Origin of the sequence: Pseudomonas sp. S34, assembly GCF_009866745.1 — a bacterium.
GTDB classification, from domain to species: domain Bacteria; phylum Pseudomonadota; class Gammaproteobacteria; order Pseudomonadales; family Pseudomonadaceae; genus Aquipseudomonas; species Aquipseudomonas jessenii.
On record NZ_CP019398.1, the window covers coordinates 4,924,912 to 4,943,380 of the forward strand.

The 18,469-nt window shown below is 61.0% G+C and carries 14 protein-coding genes; 10 read left to right on the plus strand and 4 right to left on the minus strand.

Annotated elements, in window-relative coordinates; translation table 11 throughout:
• Positions 1-49: 49 nt before the first annotated feature.
• Both PspS34_RS21955 and edd read right to left on the minus strand, forming a co-directional pair.
• On the minus strand, positions 50-1,009 hold the full coding sequence (locus PspS34_RS21955; RefSeq protein WP_154860414.1) for a glucokinase: 960 nt from the start codon (positions 1,007-1,009) through the stop codon (positions 50-52).
• Positions 1,006-2,832, minus strand: a complete 1,827-nt coding sequence (gene edd / locus PspS34_RS21960; RefSeq protein ID WP_057713545.1) for a phosphogluconate dehydratase — start codon at positions 2,830-2,832, stop codon at positions 1,006-1,008. Before edd ends, PspS34_RS21955 begins: the two co-directional genes overlap by 4 nt.
• A 220-nt stretch (positions 2,833-3,052) precedes the next feature.
• Between edd and gap the strand changes: the two genes are divergently transcribed.
• The 9 genes from gap (at position 3,053) to PspS34_RS22005 (ending at position 14,169) form a co-directional block, all read left to right on the plus strand.
• Positions 3,053-4,054 carry a type I glyceraldehyde-3-phosphate dehydrogenase gene (gene gap, locus PspS34_RS21965; RefSeq protein WP_007974423.1) on the plus strand — a complete coding sequence of 334 codons (1,002 nt, stop codon included), beginning with the start codon at positions 3,053-3,055 and terminating at the stop codon, positions 4,052-4,054.
• A 150-nt stretch (positions 4,055-4,204) separates the two neighbouring features.
• On the plus strand, positions 4,205-4,669 hold the full coding sequence (locus PspS34_RS21970) for a methylglyoxal synthase (RefSeq protein WP_057713543.1): 465 nt from the start codon (positions 4,205-4,207) through the stop codon (positions 4,667-4,669).
• Between the two features lie 77 nt (positions 4,670-4,746).
• Entirely contained in the window at positions 4,747-5,265 is a 519-nt protein-coding gene (locus PspS34_RS21975; RefSeq protein ID WP_057713542.1) for a sigma-70 family RNA polymerase sigma factor, read from the plus strand.
• Positions 5,266-5,386: 121 nt separating this feature from the next.
• The gene (locus tag PspS34_RS21980) at positions 5,387-6,352 is read left to right on the plus strand and encodes a FecR domain-containing protein (RefSeq protein ID WP_154860415.1); all 966 of its coding nucleotides are present in this window, start codon (positions 5,387-5,389) and stop codon (positions 6,350-6,352) included.
• Between the two features lie 122 nt (positions 6,353-6,474).
• The gene (locus PspS34_RS21985) at positions 6,475-9,042 is read left to right on the plus strand and encodes a TonB-dependent receptor (protein ID WP_057713540.1); all 2,568 of its coding nucleotides are present in this window, start codon (positions 6,475-6,477) and stop codon (positions 9,040-9,042) included.
• A gap of 113 nt (positions 9,043-9,155) precedes the next feature.
• Positions 9,156-9,758, plus strand: a complete 603-nt coding sequence (locus PspS34_RS21990; RefSeq protein WP_154860416.1) for a biliverdin-producing heme oxygenase — start codon at positions 9,156-9,158, stop codon at positions 9,756-9,758.
• 161 nt (positions 9,759-9,919) lie between these two features.
• Positions 9,920-10,309, plus strand: coding sequence for a YbaN family protein (locus PspS34_RS21995; RefSeq protein WP_154860417.1), 390 nt, complete (start codon positions 9,920-9,922; stop codon positions 10,307-10,309).
• Positions 10,310-10,509: 200 nt separating this feature from the next.
• The gene (locus PspS34_RS22000; protein ID WP_154860418.1) at positions 10,510-12,648 is read left to right on the plus strand and encodes a methyl-accepting chemotaxis protein; all 2,139 of its coding nucleotides are present in this window, start codon (positions 10,510-10,512) and stop codon (positions 12,646-12,648) included.
• A gap of 171 nt (positions 12,649-12,819) precedes the next feature.
• Positions 12,820-14,169 (plus strand): CoA transferase, encoded by a 1,350-nt coding sequence (locus PspS34_RS22005; RefSeq protein WP_154860419.1) that lies wholly within the window; start codon positions 12,820-12,822, stop codon positions 14,167-14,169.
• 129 nt (positions 14,170-14,298) lie between these two features.
• Here the strand turns inward: PspS34_RS22005 and PspS34_RS22010 are convergent, their stop codons facing one another.
• The gene (locus PspS34_RS22010) at positions 14,299-15,162 is read right to left on the minus strand and encodes a DNA-3-methyladenine glycosylase (protein ID WP_154860420.1); all 864 of its coding nucleotides are present in this window, start codon (positions 15,160-15,162) and stop codon (positions 14,299-14,301) included.
• Complete coding sequence (gene arcD, locus PspS34_RS22015) at positions 15,159-16,586, minus strand: arginine-ornithine antiporter (RefSeq protein WP_154860421.1); 1,428 nt, start codon at positions 16,584-16,586, stop codon at positions 15,159-15,161. Before arcD (PspS34_RS22015) ends, PspS34_RS22010 begins: the two co-directional genes overlap by 4 nt.
• 446 nt (positions 16,587-17,032) lie before the next feature.
• On the opposite strand from arcD (PspS34_RS22015), the gene arcD (PspS34_RS22020) reads away from it, so the two are divergent.
• A complete protein-coding gene (gene arcD / locus PspS34_RS22020; RefSeq protein WP_154860422.1) occupies positions 17,033-18,460 on the plus strand; it encodes an arginine-ornithine antiporter in 1,428 nt (475 codons plus the stop codon).
• The last annotated feature ends 9 nt before the right edge of the window (positions 18,461-18,469 follow it).

The window sequence follows — 18,469 nt, forward strand, 5'->3', positions numbered from 1 at the left end:
TATAAAACCGCATTCGCGAGCAAGCCCGCTCCCACATTTTGATCGTATTTCAAGCTGGGAGAGATTGCTCCAAGGCTACTCCGGCGCCAACCAACCCGGAATACGGCGCCGTCACCAGCCACACCGGAATCCCCTTGAAGTAATCGCTCATGCAACCCTTGTCGGCGAAGCAGCGGGCGAAACCGCTTTCGAGGAAGAAATCGGCAAAGCGCGGAATCACCCCGCCCACGATGTACACGCCACCGCGTCCACCGGTGGTCAGTACGTTATTGCCGGCCACGCGACCGAGCCAGCAGCAGAACTGCTCAAGCACTTCCACGGCAATCGGGTCGCCCGCCAGCCCGGCAGCGGTGATGGCTTCCGGTGTGTCGAGCACAGGCGTGTGCCCGTCCACCGCGCAGATCGCCCGATAGACACGGGGCAAGCCGCCACCGCTCAAGGCTGTTTCCGCACTGACATGGCCAATTTCGTTGAAGATGTGCTGCCAGAGTTGGGTTTCACGCGGGCTGCTCAATGGCAGATCGACGTGACCGCCCTCCCCCGGCAACGCGGCAAAACGGCCCGCGCCCAAATCGAGCAAGGTGCCGACGCCCAGGCCGGTGCCCGGGCCAATCACCACCGCCGGGCGCAACGGCTCCGGCGTGCCTTCGCAGACCACGCGGAATTCGCCGGGCTGCAAACGGGTCATGCCCAAGGCCATGGCCGAGAAGTCGTTGACCAACAACAGCTGATCCACCTGCAAGGTCTGGCAAAAGCCCTTGCGGCTCAGGCGCCAGTGATTATTGGTGAACTTGAATTCGTCACCACTCACCGGGCCCGCCACCGACAGGCACACCGAACCGATCGAACCCGGCGCCAGCCCCAGACCATTGAGGTACAGGCTGATAGCTTCTTCCGGGCTGGGAAAATCTGCCGTTGCCAGCACCTGGACCGATTCCAGCTGCTGGTTTTTCCACAACGCGAAACGTGCGTTGGTCCCACCGATGTCACCGACCAAAGCCAGTTTCAATTAAGCGTCTCCAGGGCAGAAGTAAAGGCGCTGGCGCCCTGCTCCGCCGAGCTGAAGGCCATGCGCATGAAACCGAACAGCTCGCGACCGGTGCCGATGTTGTTGCCCAACAGGCCCTTGGCCGGCGTGCGCGCTGCGAATTCTTCGGCGTCCACCTTAAGCTCCAGGGTGCCTTTGACGCCATCGACGCGGATGATATCGCCCTCTTGTACCCGCGCCAAAGCGCCGCCGACATAAGCTTCGGGGCTGACATGGATGGCCGCCGGGATTTTCCCCGACGCGCCGGACATGCGCCCGTCGGTCACCAGCGCGACTTTGAAGCCGCGATCCTGCAACACGCCGAGGAACGGCGTCATCTTGTGCAGCTCTGGCATGCCGTTGGAGCGCGGGCCCTGGAAGCGCATCACCGCGACAAAATCCTTCTCCAGCAAACCGGCCTTGAACGCATCGGCCAGGTCCTGCTGATCCTGGAACACCATGGCCGGCGCTTCGACGATCTGGTTTTCCACGGCCACGGCGGAGACTTTCATCACGCCACGACCGAGGTTGCCTTCCATCACCCGCAGGCCACCTTCGGCCGAGAACGCGCGGGCGACCGGACGCAGGATGCTTTCGTCGAGGCTGTCGGTCACGCCTTCACGCCAGACCAGTTGGCCATTGTCGAGGAACGGCTCCTGGGTGTAGCGGCTCAGGCCATGGCCCATTACGGTGTTGACGTTTTCGTGGAGCAGCCCGGCTTCCAGCAGTTCGCGGATCAGGAACGACATGCCACCCGCGGCCTGGAAGTGGTTGATGTCGGCTTTGCCGTTCGGGTAGACGTGGCTCAGGGTCGGCACGACTTCGGAGAGGTCGGCCATGTCCTGCCAGGTCAATTGAATACCCGCCGCCATGGCGATGGCCGGCATGTGCAGGGTGTGGTTGGTCGAACCGCCCGTGGCATGCAACGCGACAATCGAGTTGACCAGCGAACGCTCGTCGACGATTTCGCCGATCGGCATGAAGTCGCCGTTCTGCTTGGTCAGGCGCGTGACCTGGTGCGCGGCTTCGCGGGTCAAGGCATCGCGCAACGGCGTGTTCGGGTTGACGAAGGACGCGCCCGGCAGATGCAGCCCCATGACTTCCATCAGCAACTGGTTGGTGTTGGCGGTGCCGTAGAAGGTACAGGTGCCGGGGCTGTGGTAGGACTTCATTTCCGATTCCAGCAGCTCTTCGCGAGTCGCCTTGCCTTCGGCGTATTTCTGGCGCACATCGGCTTTCTGCTTGTTGGAAATGCCCGACACCATCGGCCCGCCCGGCACGAAGATCATCGGCAGATGGCCGAAGCGCAGCGCGCCCATCATCAGGCCCGGCACGATCTTGTCGCAGATGCCGAGCAGCAGCGCGCCGTCGAACATGTTGTGAGACAGCGCCACGGCGGTGGACAACGCGATCACTTCGCGGCTCGGCAGGCTCAGTTCCATGCCCGGCTCGCCCTGGGTCACGCCATCGCACATGGCCGGCGTGCCACCGGCGAACTGACCGACGGAGCCGATTTCGCGCAGGGCTTTCTTGATCAGTTCGGGGAAGACTTCGTAGGGCTGGTGCGCCGAGAGCATGTCGTTATATGACGAAACTATCGCGATGTTCGCGGAGTTCATCATCCGCAGGCTGTGCTTGTCGTCGCTGCCGCAACCGGCCACGCCATGGGCGAAGTTGGCGCATTGCAGCTTGCCGCGCATCGGACCGTCGCTGGCCGCACCGCGGATCAATGCAAGGTAGGCCTCACGCGTGGCGCGGCTGCGGGCGATAAGCCGTTCAGTGACCTCAAGGACGCGGGGATGCATGTGTAGAACTCCAGGCTAACGGATGTGGCGACCTGATTGTCTATGCTGATCAAAGGCCGGTGTCGATGGGATGACAGACGGTTTATTTGACCATTCGGACCAGTTGATTCAGGTCACTCGTTGTAGATCGAACAAAATATTGCCATCAAAAAGGCTTGTTTTCTATTTTTTTACGAATAATCTTGTAATTCCAACAACAAAACGACGGTAGCGCCGCACTATGACTCTTCGAATCGCAATCAATGGTTTTGGCCGCATCGGCCGTAACGTCCTGCGCGCACTCTATACCCAGGGCTACCGTCAGGATCTGCAGATCGTCGCCATCAACGACCTGGGCGACAGCGCGATCAACGCTCATCTGCTCAAGTACGACACCGTTCACGGCACATTCGATGCCGATGTCCAGCACGATCAGGAGAGTCTGACGGTCAACGGCGACCGCATTTCGGTCAGCGCCATCCGCAACCCGGCCGACCTGCCCTGGGCCGCGGAAAAAATTGATGTGGTGTTCGAATGCACCGGTCTGTTCACCGACCGGGCCAAAGCCGCCGCGCATATTACGGCGGGCGCGCGCAAAGTCATTATCTCTGCACCGGCCAAAGGCGCCGACGCCACTGTCGTCTACGGGGTGAACCACGACATTCTGCGCCAATCGCACCAGATCATTTCCAACGCGTCGTGCACCACCAACTGCCTGGCTCCGGTGGCCCAGGTGCTGCACCGCGAGCTGGGCATCGAAAGCGGTCTGATGACCACCATTCACGCCTATACCAACGACCAGCACCTGACCGACGTCTATCACGTCGATCCGTACCGCGCCCGTTCGGCCACCCAGAACATGATCCCGAGCAAGACCGGTGCCGCCGAAGCCGTCGGCCTGGTGCTGCCGGAACTGGCGGGCAAATTGACCGGCATGTCGGTGCGCGTACCGGTCATCAATGTATCGCTGGTGGACCTGACGGTGCAGCTCAAGCGCGAAGCGTCGGCCGATGAGGTCAATGCGCTGATGAAAGAAGCCAGCCAGCACTCGAAGATCCTTGGCTACAACACCCTGCCGCTGGTCTCCAGCGACTTCAATCACAACCCGCTGTCGTCGATCTTCGACGCCAACCACACCAAATCCAGCGGCAAGCTGCTCAAGGTACTGGCGTGGTATGACAACGAGTGGGGCTTCTCCAACCGCATGCTCGATAACTGCCTGGCGCTGTGCAACGCCGAATAAGCAGCACGTCCCTTCCTTCTTGTAGGAGCGAGCTTGCTCGCGATGGTCGTGAACGATAACGCGGGGAACCTGATGCCCCGCGGTGTTCTACAGTCCATCGCGAGCAGGCTCGCTCCTACAGGGTGCGTGTCATTTCTGGAGCCAGCATCGATGATCGGCATCAGCTTTACGCAAAAGACCATGGCGGCGCGCAAGCGTATCGCCCTGGTTGCCCATGACCACTGCAAGGTGTTCTTGCTGGACTGGGCCGAACGACAAAAAGACAGATTGGCCCAGCATGACCTGGTCGCCACCGGCACCACGGGGTTGTTGTTGCAACAACGCCTCGATCTGCCGGTGCAAAGCATGATCAGCGGGCCACTGGGCGGCGATCAGCAGCTCGGTGCGCAAATCGCCGAGCAGCGGGTCGACATGCTGGTGTTCTTCTGGGACCCGTTCGAGCCACAGCCCCACGACCCGGATATCAAGGCGTTGCTGCGGGTCGCGGCAGTGTGGAACATCCCGGTGGCGTGCAACGAATGCAGCGCCGACTACCTGCTCAGCAGCCCGCTGATGGATCAGGCGCACCTCCATCGGATTCCCGATTACGCCACCTATTTGCAGGGTCGCGCGTAAAGCGTCACAAATCAGTGCTTGACCACTCGAGTAGATGATAAGCATTATCATCTACTCGAAATGGATCAGGTTCTCCCGTGAGTCAGTCGCGCTTCAACCACGTTTTCCTCACCCAGCGCACCTCTCTGCTGCGCACGCTGGAGCGGATGGTCAACAATCACAGCACCGCTGAAGACCTTTTGCAGGAAACTTACCTGCGGGTGACCCGGGCATTGAGCGAACGGGCCATCGATCATCTTGAGCCCTTTGTCTTCCAGACGGCGCGCAACCTGGCGCTGGACCATTTGCGCGCGCGGCGCATCCATTCGCGCACGATGGTCGACGACGTGCCGCAGGAGGTGATGCACAGCATCGCCGCCGCCACCAGCAGCGCCGAAGACGCCGCCCACGCCGAACAATTGCTGGAGCGTTTGAACGTGAGCCTCAGTGAACTCAGCGCCCGCCAACAGCGGATTTTCATCCTCAGCCGCCTGCACGGTCACAGTTACCAGGAAATCGCCGAGGAGTTGAACGTGTCCCTCAGCACCGTGCAGAAAGAACTCAAACTGATCATGTCGATCTGCATCGGGGTTGCCGATCGCTTGAACGCCAACTGAGCGCCAAGGCCCTGCGCTTACCTGGACCGACTGCGCTGATCATCGGGCTTTGCTACCCTTGGCCCACTTTTACGCTTCACTAAAAAAAACAGCCGTGCACAGACACTGCCGAGGAAACACCGTGACGGACAACCACCGCTCCCCCGAGCCTTCATCGGCGCAGGACCCCGCAAGCGCGATGGACCAGGCCCTGGACTGGCTGATTGTGCTCGGCAGTCCCGACGAGGAGCAGAGCCGCCAATTCCAGGCATGGCTCGACGCCGATCCGTTGAATGCCCAGGCGTTCGCCAAGGCCCAGGCGATCTGGGACGGCCCGCAAGTGGCGCAATGCGCGCAAAGCCTGGCCGCCCGTCCGGCGAAAGTCACTGTCCTCGCCCGTCTGCGTCCGCACTGGAAACCACTGGCCACCGCCGCCGTGCTGCTGCTCGGGCTGTTCAGTTTCAGCAGTTTGCCGATGCGCCTGCAGGCCGATCACCTGACTGTGGTCGGCGAACGCCAGCGCCTGCAACTGGAGGACGGTTCCAGGGTTCTGCTCAATACCAATTCGGCGTTCTCAAGCACCATCAACGACCAGCAACGTGTTGCCCGCCTGTATCAGGGCGAAGCGTTTTTCGAAGTGCAGGCCAATCGCGGCCAACCACTGGAAATCGACGCCGGCCCGGTCACGGCCAGCGTTCGCGATACCGCATTTGCCGTGCGTTACCTCAACGGCGTGGCGCAGGTACGGGTACAGCGCGGCGACGTCGACTTGCGCGCCACTCGGGATGACGCGCGGGTACGCTTGTCCGCCGGGGAAAGCATTCGGATCGGCCCCAACGGCTTCGACCGCCCGGCCAAACTCGACGCCGCCACTGACCTGGCGTGGGTCCAGGGACGGCTGGTATTCGAAAACTGCCCGTTGAACCAGGTACTGGCAGAACTTCGCCGCTATTACCCGGGCTGGATCATCAACAACAACGAACAGTTGGCCGATGTCACCGTGACCGGCAACTACCGTCTCGATCAGCCGCTGGACGTGGTTCGCTCCCTGGCCCACATCACCTCGGCCCGGCTCCAGGAATTCCCGGCGCTGGTCATCTTGAACTGAATGAGAATTATTTTTACTCGATAGCCAAACCCCGTACGTCTCGTTATAGCCAATACAATTGATTCGCATCTCACCATGCCAATCAGCACCTATAAAGATTCGTGCGACACGGAGCGCTATCGATGTCCCCTCGCCTTACCCGCCAAGCCCCTACACCTTCCCGCGTGCTGTCGCTGCTGACCGCCGCCATCCTGATGGCCGGTACCGCACCGCTCATGGCCGCCACCGCCACCGAGCAGTCGACCCGCAAAATGGGCGACTACTCGTTCGCCATTCCCCAGCAATCACTGGTGTCGGCACTCAATGCCTTTACCACCGTAACGGGCTGGCAGATCGGTGTGTCGTCAGAGCTGGCACAAGGTGTGGCCTCGCCGGGCGTCCGTGGTTCGCTGTCGCCGGAGAAAGCCCTGGATCGCCTGTTGGTGGGGACCAACCTGGGCTATCGCAAACTGGGCAACAACAGCATCGTTCTGGAAAAGCGCAGTGGTAGCAGCGCCCTGAATCTCGATCAGGTGACCATCAGCGCCACCCGTAACGAACAGTCTGTGAATAGCGTGCCGAGCACGGTCTCTGTCTACACCCGCGAAGATCTGGACCGCAACAACGTCAATACCATCAAGGAGCTGGTGCGCTACGAACCTGGTGTTTCGGTAGGCGGCGCAGGCCAGCGGGCCGGTATCACCGGCTACAACATTCGCGGCATCGATGGCGACCGCGTGCTGACCCAGGTCGATGGCGTGCAGGTACCCGACGGCTTCTTCAATGGCCCCTATGCCCAGACCAACCGCAACTATGTCGACCCGGAAATCGTCAAGCGTGTGGAAATCCTCCGTGGCCCGGCCTCTGTTTTGTACGGCAGCAATGCCATTGGCGGCGCCGTCAGTTACTACACGCTGGACCCGGACGACATCATCAAACCGGGCAAGGATGTCGGCGCGCGCCTGAAAACCGGCTACAGCTCCGCCGACGACAGCTGGCTGACGTCCGGCACCGTCGCCGGCCGCACCGGCGAGCTCGATGGCCTGTTGCATCTCAGTCAGCGCAACGGTCATGAAACAGAGTCCTATGGCGAAACCGGCGGCACCGGGCTGAACCGCACTGAAGCCAACCCCCAGGACGCGCGCACCACCAGCGTGCTGGCAAAACTGGGCTGGAATTACGCCGACGACGCGCGCCTGGGCCTGACCTATGAGCATTACAAGGACGACCGCGACACCAATCAATTGAGCGCAGTGGGCGGCCCGTTCAATGCCGGACGCGGTTTCGGCTACTACAAGTCCCGTACCGGTAACGACACAATCACCCGCGAACGCTTTGGCCTGGAACACAGCTTCGGTCTGGACAGCGCCCTGGCCGACAACATCAAGTGGACGCTGAACTACCAGATCGCCAAGACCGACCAGAGCACCGAGGAAATCTACGCGCCGCCGTCACGAACCGTGCTGCGTAACCGCGATACCACCTACAAGGACCGCCAATGGGTATTCGATGCCCAGGCTGACAAGTCGTTTGCCATCGCCGACACCGACCACCTCGTCACCTATGGCACCACCATCAAGCAGGACAAAATCACCGGCCTGCGTACCGGCACCGGCACCTGCCTGACCGTGGCCGGATCCTGCCGGGTCATTGGCGCCCCTAGTGCCACCGACACGCTGACACCCGCCAGTGACTTCCCGGACCCGACCGTCAACAGCTACAGCCTGTTCGCCCAGGATCTGATCAGCTGGGGCAACTGGACCTTTGCGCCAGGTGCTCGCTACGACTACACCGAGCTCAAGCCGCACATCACCGAAGAGTTCCTGGCCACCGCCGACCAGAGCGGCAACGGTACAGTGAGCGACGAGACCAAAACCTGGCATCGCCTGTCGCCGAATTTTGGCACCACCTACAGCTTCAACGACCATTACACCTGGTACGGCAAATACGCTGAAGGCTTCCGCACCCCGACCGCCAAGGCGTTGTACGGTCGTTTCGAAAACATCGCCGGCGGATATCGGGTAGCGCCAAACCCGGACCTCGAACCGGAAAAAAGCAAAAGCTACGAGACGGGTTTGCGCGGCAACTTCGAGCAGGGCTCGTTTGACGTGGCGGTGTTCTACAACAAATACCGCGACTTCATTAACGAGAACGCCATCACGCCGGGCTACACCGAGACCACGTTCCAGAGCAACAACATCAAGCACGCCACCATCAAGGGTGCCGAGGTCAAGGGACGCCTGAACCTCGACGCCTTCGGCGCGCCGCAAGGCCTCTACACCCAGGGCTCGGTGGCCTATGCCTACGGTCGCAACGACGACAACGGCGAGCCGCTCAACAGCGTCAACCCGCTGACCGGCGTATTCGGCCTCGGCTACGACCAGGACACCTACGGCGGCTTGCTCAGCTGGACGCTGGTGAAAAAGAAAGACCGCGTCGACAGCACCAGTTTCAAGACCCCGGACGGCACCAGCACCCAGTTCAAGACGCCCGGCTTCGGCATTCTGGACCTGAGCGCGTTCTACAAGGTGACCGACGACGTGACCGTCAGCGGCGGCGTCTACAACCTCACCGACAAGAAGTACTGGTTGTGGGATGACGTGCGCGGCTACGACAGCGTCGGCGAAGCCTCGGTGACCCAACCGGCCAACCTCGACCGTCTGACCCAGCCGGGTCGCAACTTTGCGGTCAACCTGATCTGGGATATCTGATCCGCTCAGCTCGCCTGGCGGTTTCATCAAGCCGCCCGGTGAGGATTTTTTACTGTCAGGCGCCTTCCTGTTCGTCTCGTTACCAAGCGCCTCTCTTTCTCCAAGGAATTGCCATGACTACCCAGGCCACCGAACAACGCCCCAACCTGCGTTCGCAACGTTTGAACCAGATCACCCACGAGCCGCACAGCAAGCTCGATGCCCTGGTCAAGGCTCATGCCCCGTTTGAAACCCCGGCCAATTTCGCTCGTTTCGTGGTGGCGCAGTACCTGTTCCAGTCGGAACTGGTGTCGCTGTACAACGATGCCGAACTGACCGCCATCGTCCCGGACCTGCCGGCCCGCTGTCGTGCCGATGCAGCCAGGGCCGACCTCGCGGACCTGGACACCGACGTGCCGGCACCTGTCGCCGGTGCACTGAAGAACCCGACCAAGGCTGAGGCCCTGGGCTGGATCTTCGTCTCCGAAGGCTCGAAGCTCGGCGCGGCGTTCCTCATCAAGCGTGCCGTGGGCCTTGGCCTGAGCGAAACCTTCGGCGCCCGCCACCTCGGCGAACCGGCCGGCGGCCGCGCTGATGACTGGAAGAGCTTCGTCAAAACCCTGGACGGCCTGGCATTCAGCGCCCAGGAAGAAGCCGAAGTGGAAAAAGGCGCCATCGACGCGTTCAACCGTTTTACGGTGTTGCTGGAGCGGGCTTACGCTACCGAAGCCGCCTGACCCAACGCGTTCCCCTTGTGGGAGCGGGCTTGCTCGCGAAGAGGTCGTCAGCCTCAACATCAACGTTGACTGACACACCGCCTTCGCGAGCAAGCCCGCTCCCACAAGGAACGAAGTAAATCCGTAAGATTTCGATCAGCCTCACATGTTGCCTTGAGCCCATGCCAGCCTCCTCCAGACTCTCCCGCCTCCTCTTCGGCCTGCTGGCCTATGTCAGCCTGGGCATCGGCCTGATCGCCATCGTCATACCCGGCCTGCCAACCACCGAGTTCATCCTGCTGGCCGCCTGGGCCGCGACCCGCAGTTCGCCGCGCCTGAGTGCCTGGCTGGAAAACCATCGGCTGTTCGGTCCCATCCTCCATAACTGGCGCAACGGCAAGATCATCGCGCGTCGGGCAAAAATCAGCGCCACGGTAAGCATGTTGTTGTGTGCCGGTCTGATGCTGGTAATGCTCGATCATGGCTGGCCGATTTACCTGGCGATTGCCGGCATGGGGCTGGGCAATCTGTGGATCTGGTCACGGCCGGAATCACTGCCGGAACCCTGCTGAATAACTCCGCGGTTTTTCTTCGTTTTAAAGCGCTTTTCGGCACATTTTCCTGCGCAAACGTTCAACCACTACCGCTCGTCGGGTTACCCCTCATGTAACCTCAACGCCACGCCGATGTGCATTGATCGGCGCTAAATGGATTTAGCGAGTGAGCCGCAACGGCCCACAGCCAACACTTCATCCATTCGCGAGCTCGCCCTATGTTCGACTCACTGTCCATCCGCCTGAAAATCGTCCTGCTGTCCGGTCTGTGCCTGCTGGGCGTAGTCGCCTTGATAGTGGGCATGAACATCTACCAGACCAATCAGAACGATGATCTGGTCAGCGATTCCAGCAGCAGAATGCTCACTGCCAGTGTGCAGGACCTGCTCCAGGCCAAGGCCGCCGAGCAGGCGGTGCGGGTGCAGAAGACCTTCGGTGAAACCCTGACGGTGGTGACCGCCCTCGCGGACCAGATCCAGGACATGCGCAACCTGGCCGCCAAACGCTCCCTCGAGCCCGGCGTCTTGCGAGAAGAGTTGAACCAGAGCCTGAAAACCGCCTTCGAGCGCAACAGCAAAGTACTGGGCATTTGGCTGGCGTTCGAACCCAATGGGCTGGACGGCAAGGACAGCGAATTCGTCAATGACGCCGCCCGCCAGTCCAACGAGATCGGCCGTTTCGCCACGTACTGGAGCCGCGCCGGGGGTGAGTCGCTGAACACGATCATGGTCGAAGAAGACATGACCAAAACCACCCTGAACCTCAGCGGCACGCCGTACAACGTCTGGTACACCTGCCCGCGGGACAGCAAGCGCATCTGCCTGCTCGACCCGTATGCCGATACCGTCGGCAACAAGGAAATGTTGATGACCACCATTTCCGTACCGCTGCTGGTAGATGGCAAGTCCATCGGCGTGGTCGGCATCGACATCGCCCTCGACGCCCTGCAAGCGGCGGCGATCGACTCCCAGCGCGACCTGTTCAACAGTGCCGGGCACATGCTCATCGTTTCCGGCACTGGCGTGCTGGCCGCCTACAGTGTCGACGCCGGCAAAGTCGGCAAGAACATCGGCGACACCCTGGGCGGCGATGGCAAGGACATCCTGCAGTTGCTCGCTAGTGGCGCGCCGAAGATTCTCCAGCAAGGCGACCTGATCCGCGCGGTGTACCCGGTCAGCCCGATTGCCGATGCCAAGGCCTGGGCCGTGGTGATCGACCTGCCCAAGCAAGTGCTGCTGGCCGACTCAGTGAAACTGCAAGCGGTACTCGACGATGCTCAGCAAAGCGGCACGATCAAGGCACTGTCGGTGGCAGTGATTGCCGGTGTGATCGGTCTGCTGCTGATGTGGCTTACCGCGTCCGGCGTGACCCGCCCGATCAACAGCGTGGCCGACATGCTCAAGGCGATTGCCAGTGGCGACGGCGACCTGACCCAGCGCCTGCACTACAGCAAGAAGGACGAGTTGGGCGAACTGGTGAGCTGGTTCAACCGCTTCCTCGACAAGCTGCAACCGACCATCGCGCAGATCAAGCAAAGCATCACCGATGCCCGTGGTACGGCCGACCAGTCTTCGGAAATCGCCCGCCAGACCAGTGAAGGCATGCAGGTGCAGTTCCGCGAAATCGACCAGGTCGCCACCGCGTCCAACGAAATGAGCGCCACCGCCCACGATGTCGCCAACAGCGCCTCGAACGCGGCCAACGCGGCGAAAGGTGCCGACCAGTCGGCCCGCGACGGCATGCAAATCATCGAGCGCAGCACCCGCGACATCAATCAACTGGCCGAAGAAGTCAGCAAGGCCGTGACCGAAGTCGAAGCCCTCGCGGTCAACAGCGAGCAGATCGGTTCGGTGCTGGAGGTGATTCGCAGCATCGCCGAACAAACCAACCTGTTGGCGCTAAACGCCGCCATCGAAGCCGCCCGTGCCGGTGAAAGCGGTCGTGGCTTTGCGGTGGTCGCCGATGAAGTGCGCAACCTGGCCAAACGCACCCAGGACTCGGTGGAAGAAATTCGCCTGGTGATCGAACGCATCCAGAGCGGCACCCGCGGCGTGGTCGCCACCATGCACTCAAGCCAGACCCAGGCCCACAGCAACGCCGGGCAGATCCAGCAGGCCGTCCAGGCCTTGGGCAAGATCAGCGATGCGGTTACCGTGATCAGCGACATGAACCTGCAAATCGCCAGCGCCGCCGAACAGCAAAGCGCCGTCGCCGAAGAGGTCAACCGCAACGTCTCGGCGATCCGCACCGTCACCGAAACCCTGACCGGCCAGGCCACCGAATCGGCGCAGATCAGCAGCCAGCTCAACTCCCTGACCACCCATCAGATGAAGTTGATGGATCAGTTCCGCGTTTAAGAAGCAATGCAGTTAAATGTGGGAGCGGGCTTGCTCGCGAAAGCGGTGAGTCTGACAACAATGATGTCGACTGACACTCCGTCTTCGCGAGCAAGCCCGCTCCCACAGGTTTCATCTGGCTTGTCACCTGTTTTGGACTAAGATCGGGCTCTCGCTCCGGAGGGCTCTTCAATGACTGATCTGCTCACGTCCATTCAAGCCGTACTCGGTTTGCCTCACACCCCGATTCCATTCACGTCCAGTGGCGCCTTGCCCTCGGCGTTTGCCGTCACTGATCTGGCCTGCGCCAGCATGGCCGTCGCCGGCCAGGCTGCCAGCGAACTGCTGCACCAACAAACCGGGCGCCTGCCCGACCTTGAAGTTGACCGACGCCTGGCGTCATTCTGGTTCGCAACCTCGATTCGCCCGCTTGGCTGGAGCGTTCCGCCGTTGTGGGACCCGATCGCGGGTGACTACGCCACCCGCGATGGCTGGATTCGCCTGCACACCAACGCGCCCCATCACCGCGCCGCTGCCGAAAGCGTGCTCGGTGCCTGTACCGACCGCGCAGCGATGGCCGACAAAGTGGCTCGGTGGGCGAAAAGCGATCTGGAACAGGCTGTGGTCGATGCCGGTGGCTGTGCCGCCGAAATGCGCACCTGGGAACAATGGCAGGTCCATCCTCAAGGCCAGGCAGTAAACGCCGAACCCTTGATTCAATTCGCCAACCACCCAAGCCGGAGCCGCCAACCGTGGACAGGTTCTGTGGCTCGACCACTGGCTGGCATCAAGGTGCTGGACTTGACCCGGGTTCTGGCCGGCCCCATCGCCAGTCGCTTTCTGGCAGGCCTGGGCGCCGATGTCCTGCGCATCGATCCGCCGACCTGGAACGAACCTGGAGTGGTGCCGGAAGTCACCTTGGGAAAACGCTGTGCGCGTCTTGATCTGAACGACAAGTCCGACCGCGCCGTATTCGAATGCCTGCTCAAGGACGCCGACATTCTGCTTCATGGTTATCGTGCCGATGCACTGGAACGACTTGGACTGGGCATGAATGAGCGCCGGCAACTGAACCCGGGCCTGATCGATGTTTGTCTAAACGCCTATGGCTGGAGCGGCCCCTGGCAAAATCGGCGGGGCTTCGACAGCCTGGTGCAGATGAGCAGTGGCATTGCCGAAGCGGGCATGCGCTGGAAGCAGGCGGACAAGCCGGTGCCGTTACCGGTGCAAGCTCTCGATCACGCCACCGGGTATTTGATGGCGGCCAGTGCGATCAGGTTGCTGGCGCAGCGGTTGAGCGACGGTACGGGGGGCTCGGCGCGGTTGTCGTTGGCGCGTACGGCGAAGTTGTTGATCGAGCGGGGGCCTGGGACGATTGAGGCATTACGCGCGGAAGATGTGCAGGATCAGGGGTTGATCGTGGAGCAGACGCCGTGGGGGCCGGCGCACCGGTTGCTCGCCCCATTGAAGATAACCGGGACGCCGTTGCAGTGGGCGCTACCGGCAACGGAACTGGGTACGCATCGCGCACATTGGTGGTGACGGCCAGATCGCCTTCGCGAGCAAGCCCGCTCCCACATTTGATCGCGATAGTCAGGAAAAACGCAGTCCCTGTGGGAGCGGGCTTGCCCGCGAAGGCGTCAGAACTGCCAGTACAAATTCCGGATCAGCTCAGTCCGCCCGACTCAAGGAAGTCCACAGCACCTGCGCCGCATACCCTCGATACGGCCGCCACCCTTCAGCCCGCTGCAACAGTTGCCTGGCTGTCACCGGCCCCCCCTCCAGCGCCGCCAACGCATTGATCAGCCCGACATCACCATTGGGAAACCCATCCATCTCCCGCAACTGTCGCAAGGCAATGTATTGCGCCGTCCAGTCACCAATCCCGTACAACGCCAGCAACCGCGCTACGCCCCCCTCCCGGCCGGGCTCAAACAATCGCGGATCATCGAGCAGTGCCTGAGCCACATCCGACAAGGTCCGGCCTCGGCTTTTCGGCATGCCCAGCGCTGCCAGATCTGCGCCTGCCAAAACGCTGGCCCGGGGAAAAACATGGGTCAATCCCGGTAGCGCTGAACTCAATGGCGTGCCGTACTGCGCTACCAGTTTCCCCGCCAGGCGGATCGCCGCCGCCACCGTAATCTGCTGCCCCAGTACCGCGCGGATCGCCAGCTCCAGCCCGTCCCACGCCCCGGGTACGCGCAGGCCCGGGCGTTCGGCAATCAACCGCGCCATCAGCGGATCAACCGCCAGGTGCCGGTGAATCGTGGACAGGTCGGCATCCAGGTCGAACATTCGCCGCACTCGCGCAACGATCTCAGGCACGGCAGCAGCCTCCGGAAAGTCCAGGGTCAGCTCAAGTGCATCGGATGTAGCAGGCTGGATCGAAAACGTACCGTGAACGCCATCCAGGTCGATGCTGCGCGAGTACACACCCTCGTCCACCCTTTCCAGGCCCACGATCGCCCGCGCCGACAAGAACCCCAGGAGCGCCGGCCAGTCATAGGGCGGCTGGTACGCCAGCAACAACCTCACAGACTGAGCAACCCGCTGTACAACCCGTAAGCCGCCAGCCCCGCACCACCGATGACACAGGTGAAAATACCTTTCTCGACAACCGTGAACAGTGGCTTGCCCTGCTCATTACGAGCCTTGGCGAACAGGATCACACCCGGCGCATACAGCAGCGCCGACAGCAGCAAATACTTCAGGCCGCCGGCATACAGCAACCACACCGCGTAGCCCAGAGCGATGCCACCAATGAGCAGGTCCTTGACCCGCTCGGCGGGTGCCTGTTGATAGGTTTCACCCCGTGCGCACAACAACACCGCATAGGCCGCCGACCACAGGTACGGCACCAGAATCATCGAGGACGCCAGGTAAATCAGGCTGGTGTAGGTGCCGGCGGAGAACAGGGTGATCAGCAGGAACAACTGGATCATCGAGTTGGTCAGCCACATCGCATTGACCGGCACATGGTTGGCGTTTTCCTTGGTCAGGAATGCCGGCATGGTCTTGTCTTTCGCCGTGGCGAACAGGATTTCGGCGCACAGCAACGCCCAGGACAACAAGGCCCCCAACAGCGAGATCGCCAGACCGACACTGATCAGCAACGCGCCCCAGGGGCCGACGATATGTTCAAGCACTGCCGCCAGCGAGGGGTTCTGCAGTTTCGCCAGTTGCGGCTGGGTCATGATGCCCAGCGACAGCACGTTCACCAGCACCAGCAGTGCCAATACCCCAATGAACCCGATCACCGTCGCCCGGCCCACGTCGGAACGTTTCTCCGCCCGGGCCGAATAGACACTGGCCCCCTCGATACCGATGAACACGAACACGGTGACCAGCATCATGTGCCGAACCTGATCCATCACGCTGCCGAATTCCGGGTTGTTGCGCCCCCAGATGTCGGCGGTGAAGATATCCGCCTTGAACGCCACGGCGGCGATCACGATGAACATGATCAGCGGCACGATCTTGGCCACGGTGGTCACTTGATTGATGAATGCCGCCTCCTTGATCCCGCGCATCACCACAAAATGCACGGTCCAGAGCAGCACCGAAGCGCAGGCGATGGCGATCGGCGTGTTGCCTTCGCCAAACACCGGTACGAAATAACCGAGGGTGCTGAACAGCAGCACGAAGTAGCCGACGTTGCCCAGCCAGGCGCTGATCCAGTAGCCCCAGGCCGAAGAAAAACCCATGTAATCGCCGAACCCGGCCTTGGCATAGGCGTACACCCCGGAGTCCAGCTCCGGCTTGCGATTGGCCAGGGTCTGGAACACGAACGCCAGGGTCAACATGCCGACGGCGGTGATTGCCCAACCGATCAGGATCGCCCCGGCATCGGCCCTGGCCGCCATGTTCTGCGGCAGGGAAAAAATCCCGCCGCCGATCATCGAACCCACCACCAGCGCGATCAGCGCGCTCAGGCGAAGCTTGTTCGGTGATTGCGACATCGTTGCATCTCCATTTTTTTCGTTGGTGGGCGGCAACGGCCGCGAGATCGTCACATAACGAGCGTCAACTAAACTGATGAAGAGTAATAACGTTTATTGAATAACGCCAACCAGCCTCTTTTTTACTTGCACAAAATGGCTATTTTGACACCGATATATTCATTTGTTTTATACGCACTTTTAATATGTCGACTCTGTACAAAAAACGCATAAACAAAACTTGCAGATTCGAAAACCCCAACTAGCGTCATAATTCGAAACAAATACAAAAAGTGCTAAAACAAACTGAAAAAGGCTCTAGAACAGGCATTACAGGCAGAAACACCGTAAATGATGGCACTCCGCCAACAAACTGGTAACACTCTCATTTAGTGATCTAAGTCAGCTGATTGAGCAGTCAACGGAATTAGTCTGTTGCCTCTCTTCTCCTGCATTGGAGTCATGCAATGTCTGAAGCTCCCGGAAAACTGAAACTCGGCGCGCTGGTTGCGTTAGTCGTGGGTTCGATGATTGGTGGCGGGATATTTTCCTTGCCACAAAACATGGCGGCCAGCGCGGATGTCGGCGCCATTCTGATCGGTTGGGCGATCACCGCCGTCGGCATGTTGACCCTGGCGTTCGTGTTCCAGACCCTGGCCAACCGCAAACCCGATCTTGATGGCGGGGTTTACGCCTACGCCAAGGCCGGGTTCGGCGACTACATGGGCTTCTCGTCCGCCTGGGGGTACTGGATCAGTGCCTGGCTGGGCAACGTCGGCTACTTCGTACTTTTGTTCAGCACCCTCGGCTACTTCTTTCCGATATTTGGGGAGGGGAATACCCCCGCTGCCGTGATCGGCGCCTCGGTGCTGCTGTGGGGCGTACATTTCCTCGTACTGCGAGGAATAAAGGAAGCAGCGTTCATCAACCTGGTGACCACTGTCGCCAAGATCGTGCCGCTGCTGCTGTTCATGTTGATTGCGTTGTTCGCCTTCAAACTGGACATCTTCACCGCCGACATCTGGGGCCTGAAGAACCCGGACCTGGGCAGCGTGATGGACCAGGTGCGCAAGATGATGCTGGTCACCGTGTGGGTATTCATCGGCATCGAAGGCGCGAGCATCTTTTCGGCCCGGGCGGAAAAACGCAGCGACGTGGGTAAGGCCACCGTGATCGGCTTCGTCACCGTGCTGCTGTTTTTGGTCCTGGTCAACGTGCTGTCGCTGGGGATCATGACCCAGCCGGAACTGGCCAAACTGCAGAATCCGTCGATGGCCGCCGTGCTGGAGCACGTGGTCGGTCACTGGGGTGCGGTGCTGATCAGCGTCGGTTTGATCATCTCGTTGCTGGGGGCGCTGCTGTCGTGGGTGCTGCTGTGCGCGGAGATCATGTTCGCCGCCGCCAAGGACCACACCATGCCGGAGTTTCTGCGCAAGGAAAACGCCAACCATGTACCGGTCAACGCCCTGTGGCTGACCAATGCCATGGTGCAGGTTTTCCTGATCATCACGTTGTTCTCGGCCAGCACTTACCTGTCGCTGATCTACCTCGCCACCTCGATGATCCTGGTGCCGTACCTGTGGTCGGCAGCCTACGCCTTGCTGCTGGCGGTGCGCGGCGAAAGCTACGAAGGCGCCGCAGGCGAGCGGCAGAAGGATCTCATCATCGGCGCCGTGGCCCTGATCTACGCGGTCTGGCTGTTGTACGCCGGCGGCATCAAGTACCTGCTGCTGTCCGCCCTGCTCTACGCCCCCGGCGTGATCTTGTTCGCCAAGGCCAAGCTGGAAATCAACAAACCGGTTTTCACCAACGTCGAGAAGCTGATTTTCGCTACGGTGGTCGTCGGCGCCATGGTGGCGGCCTACGGTCTCTATGACGGCTTCCTGACTCTGTAAAACCCCTGT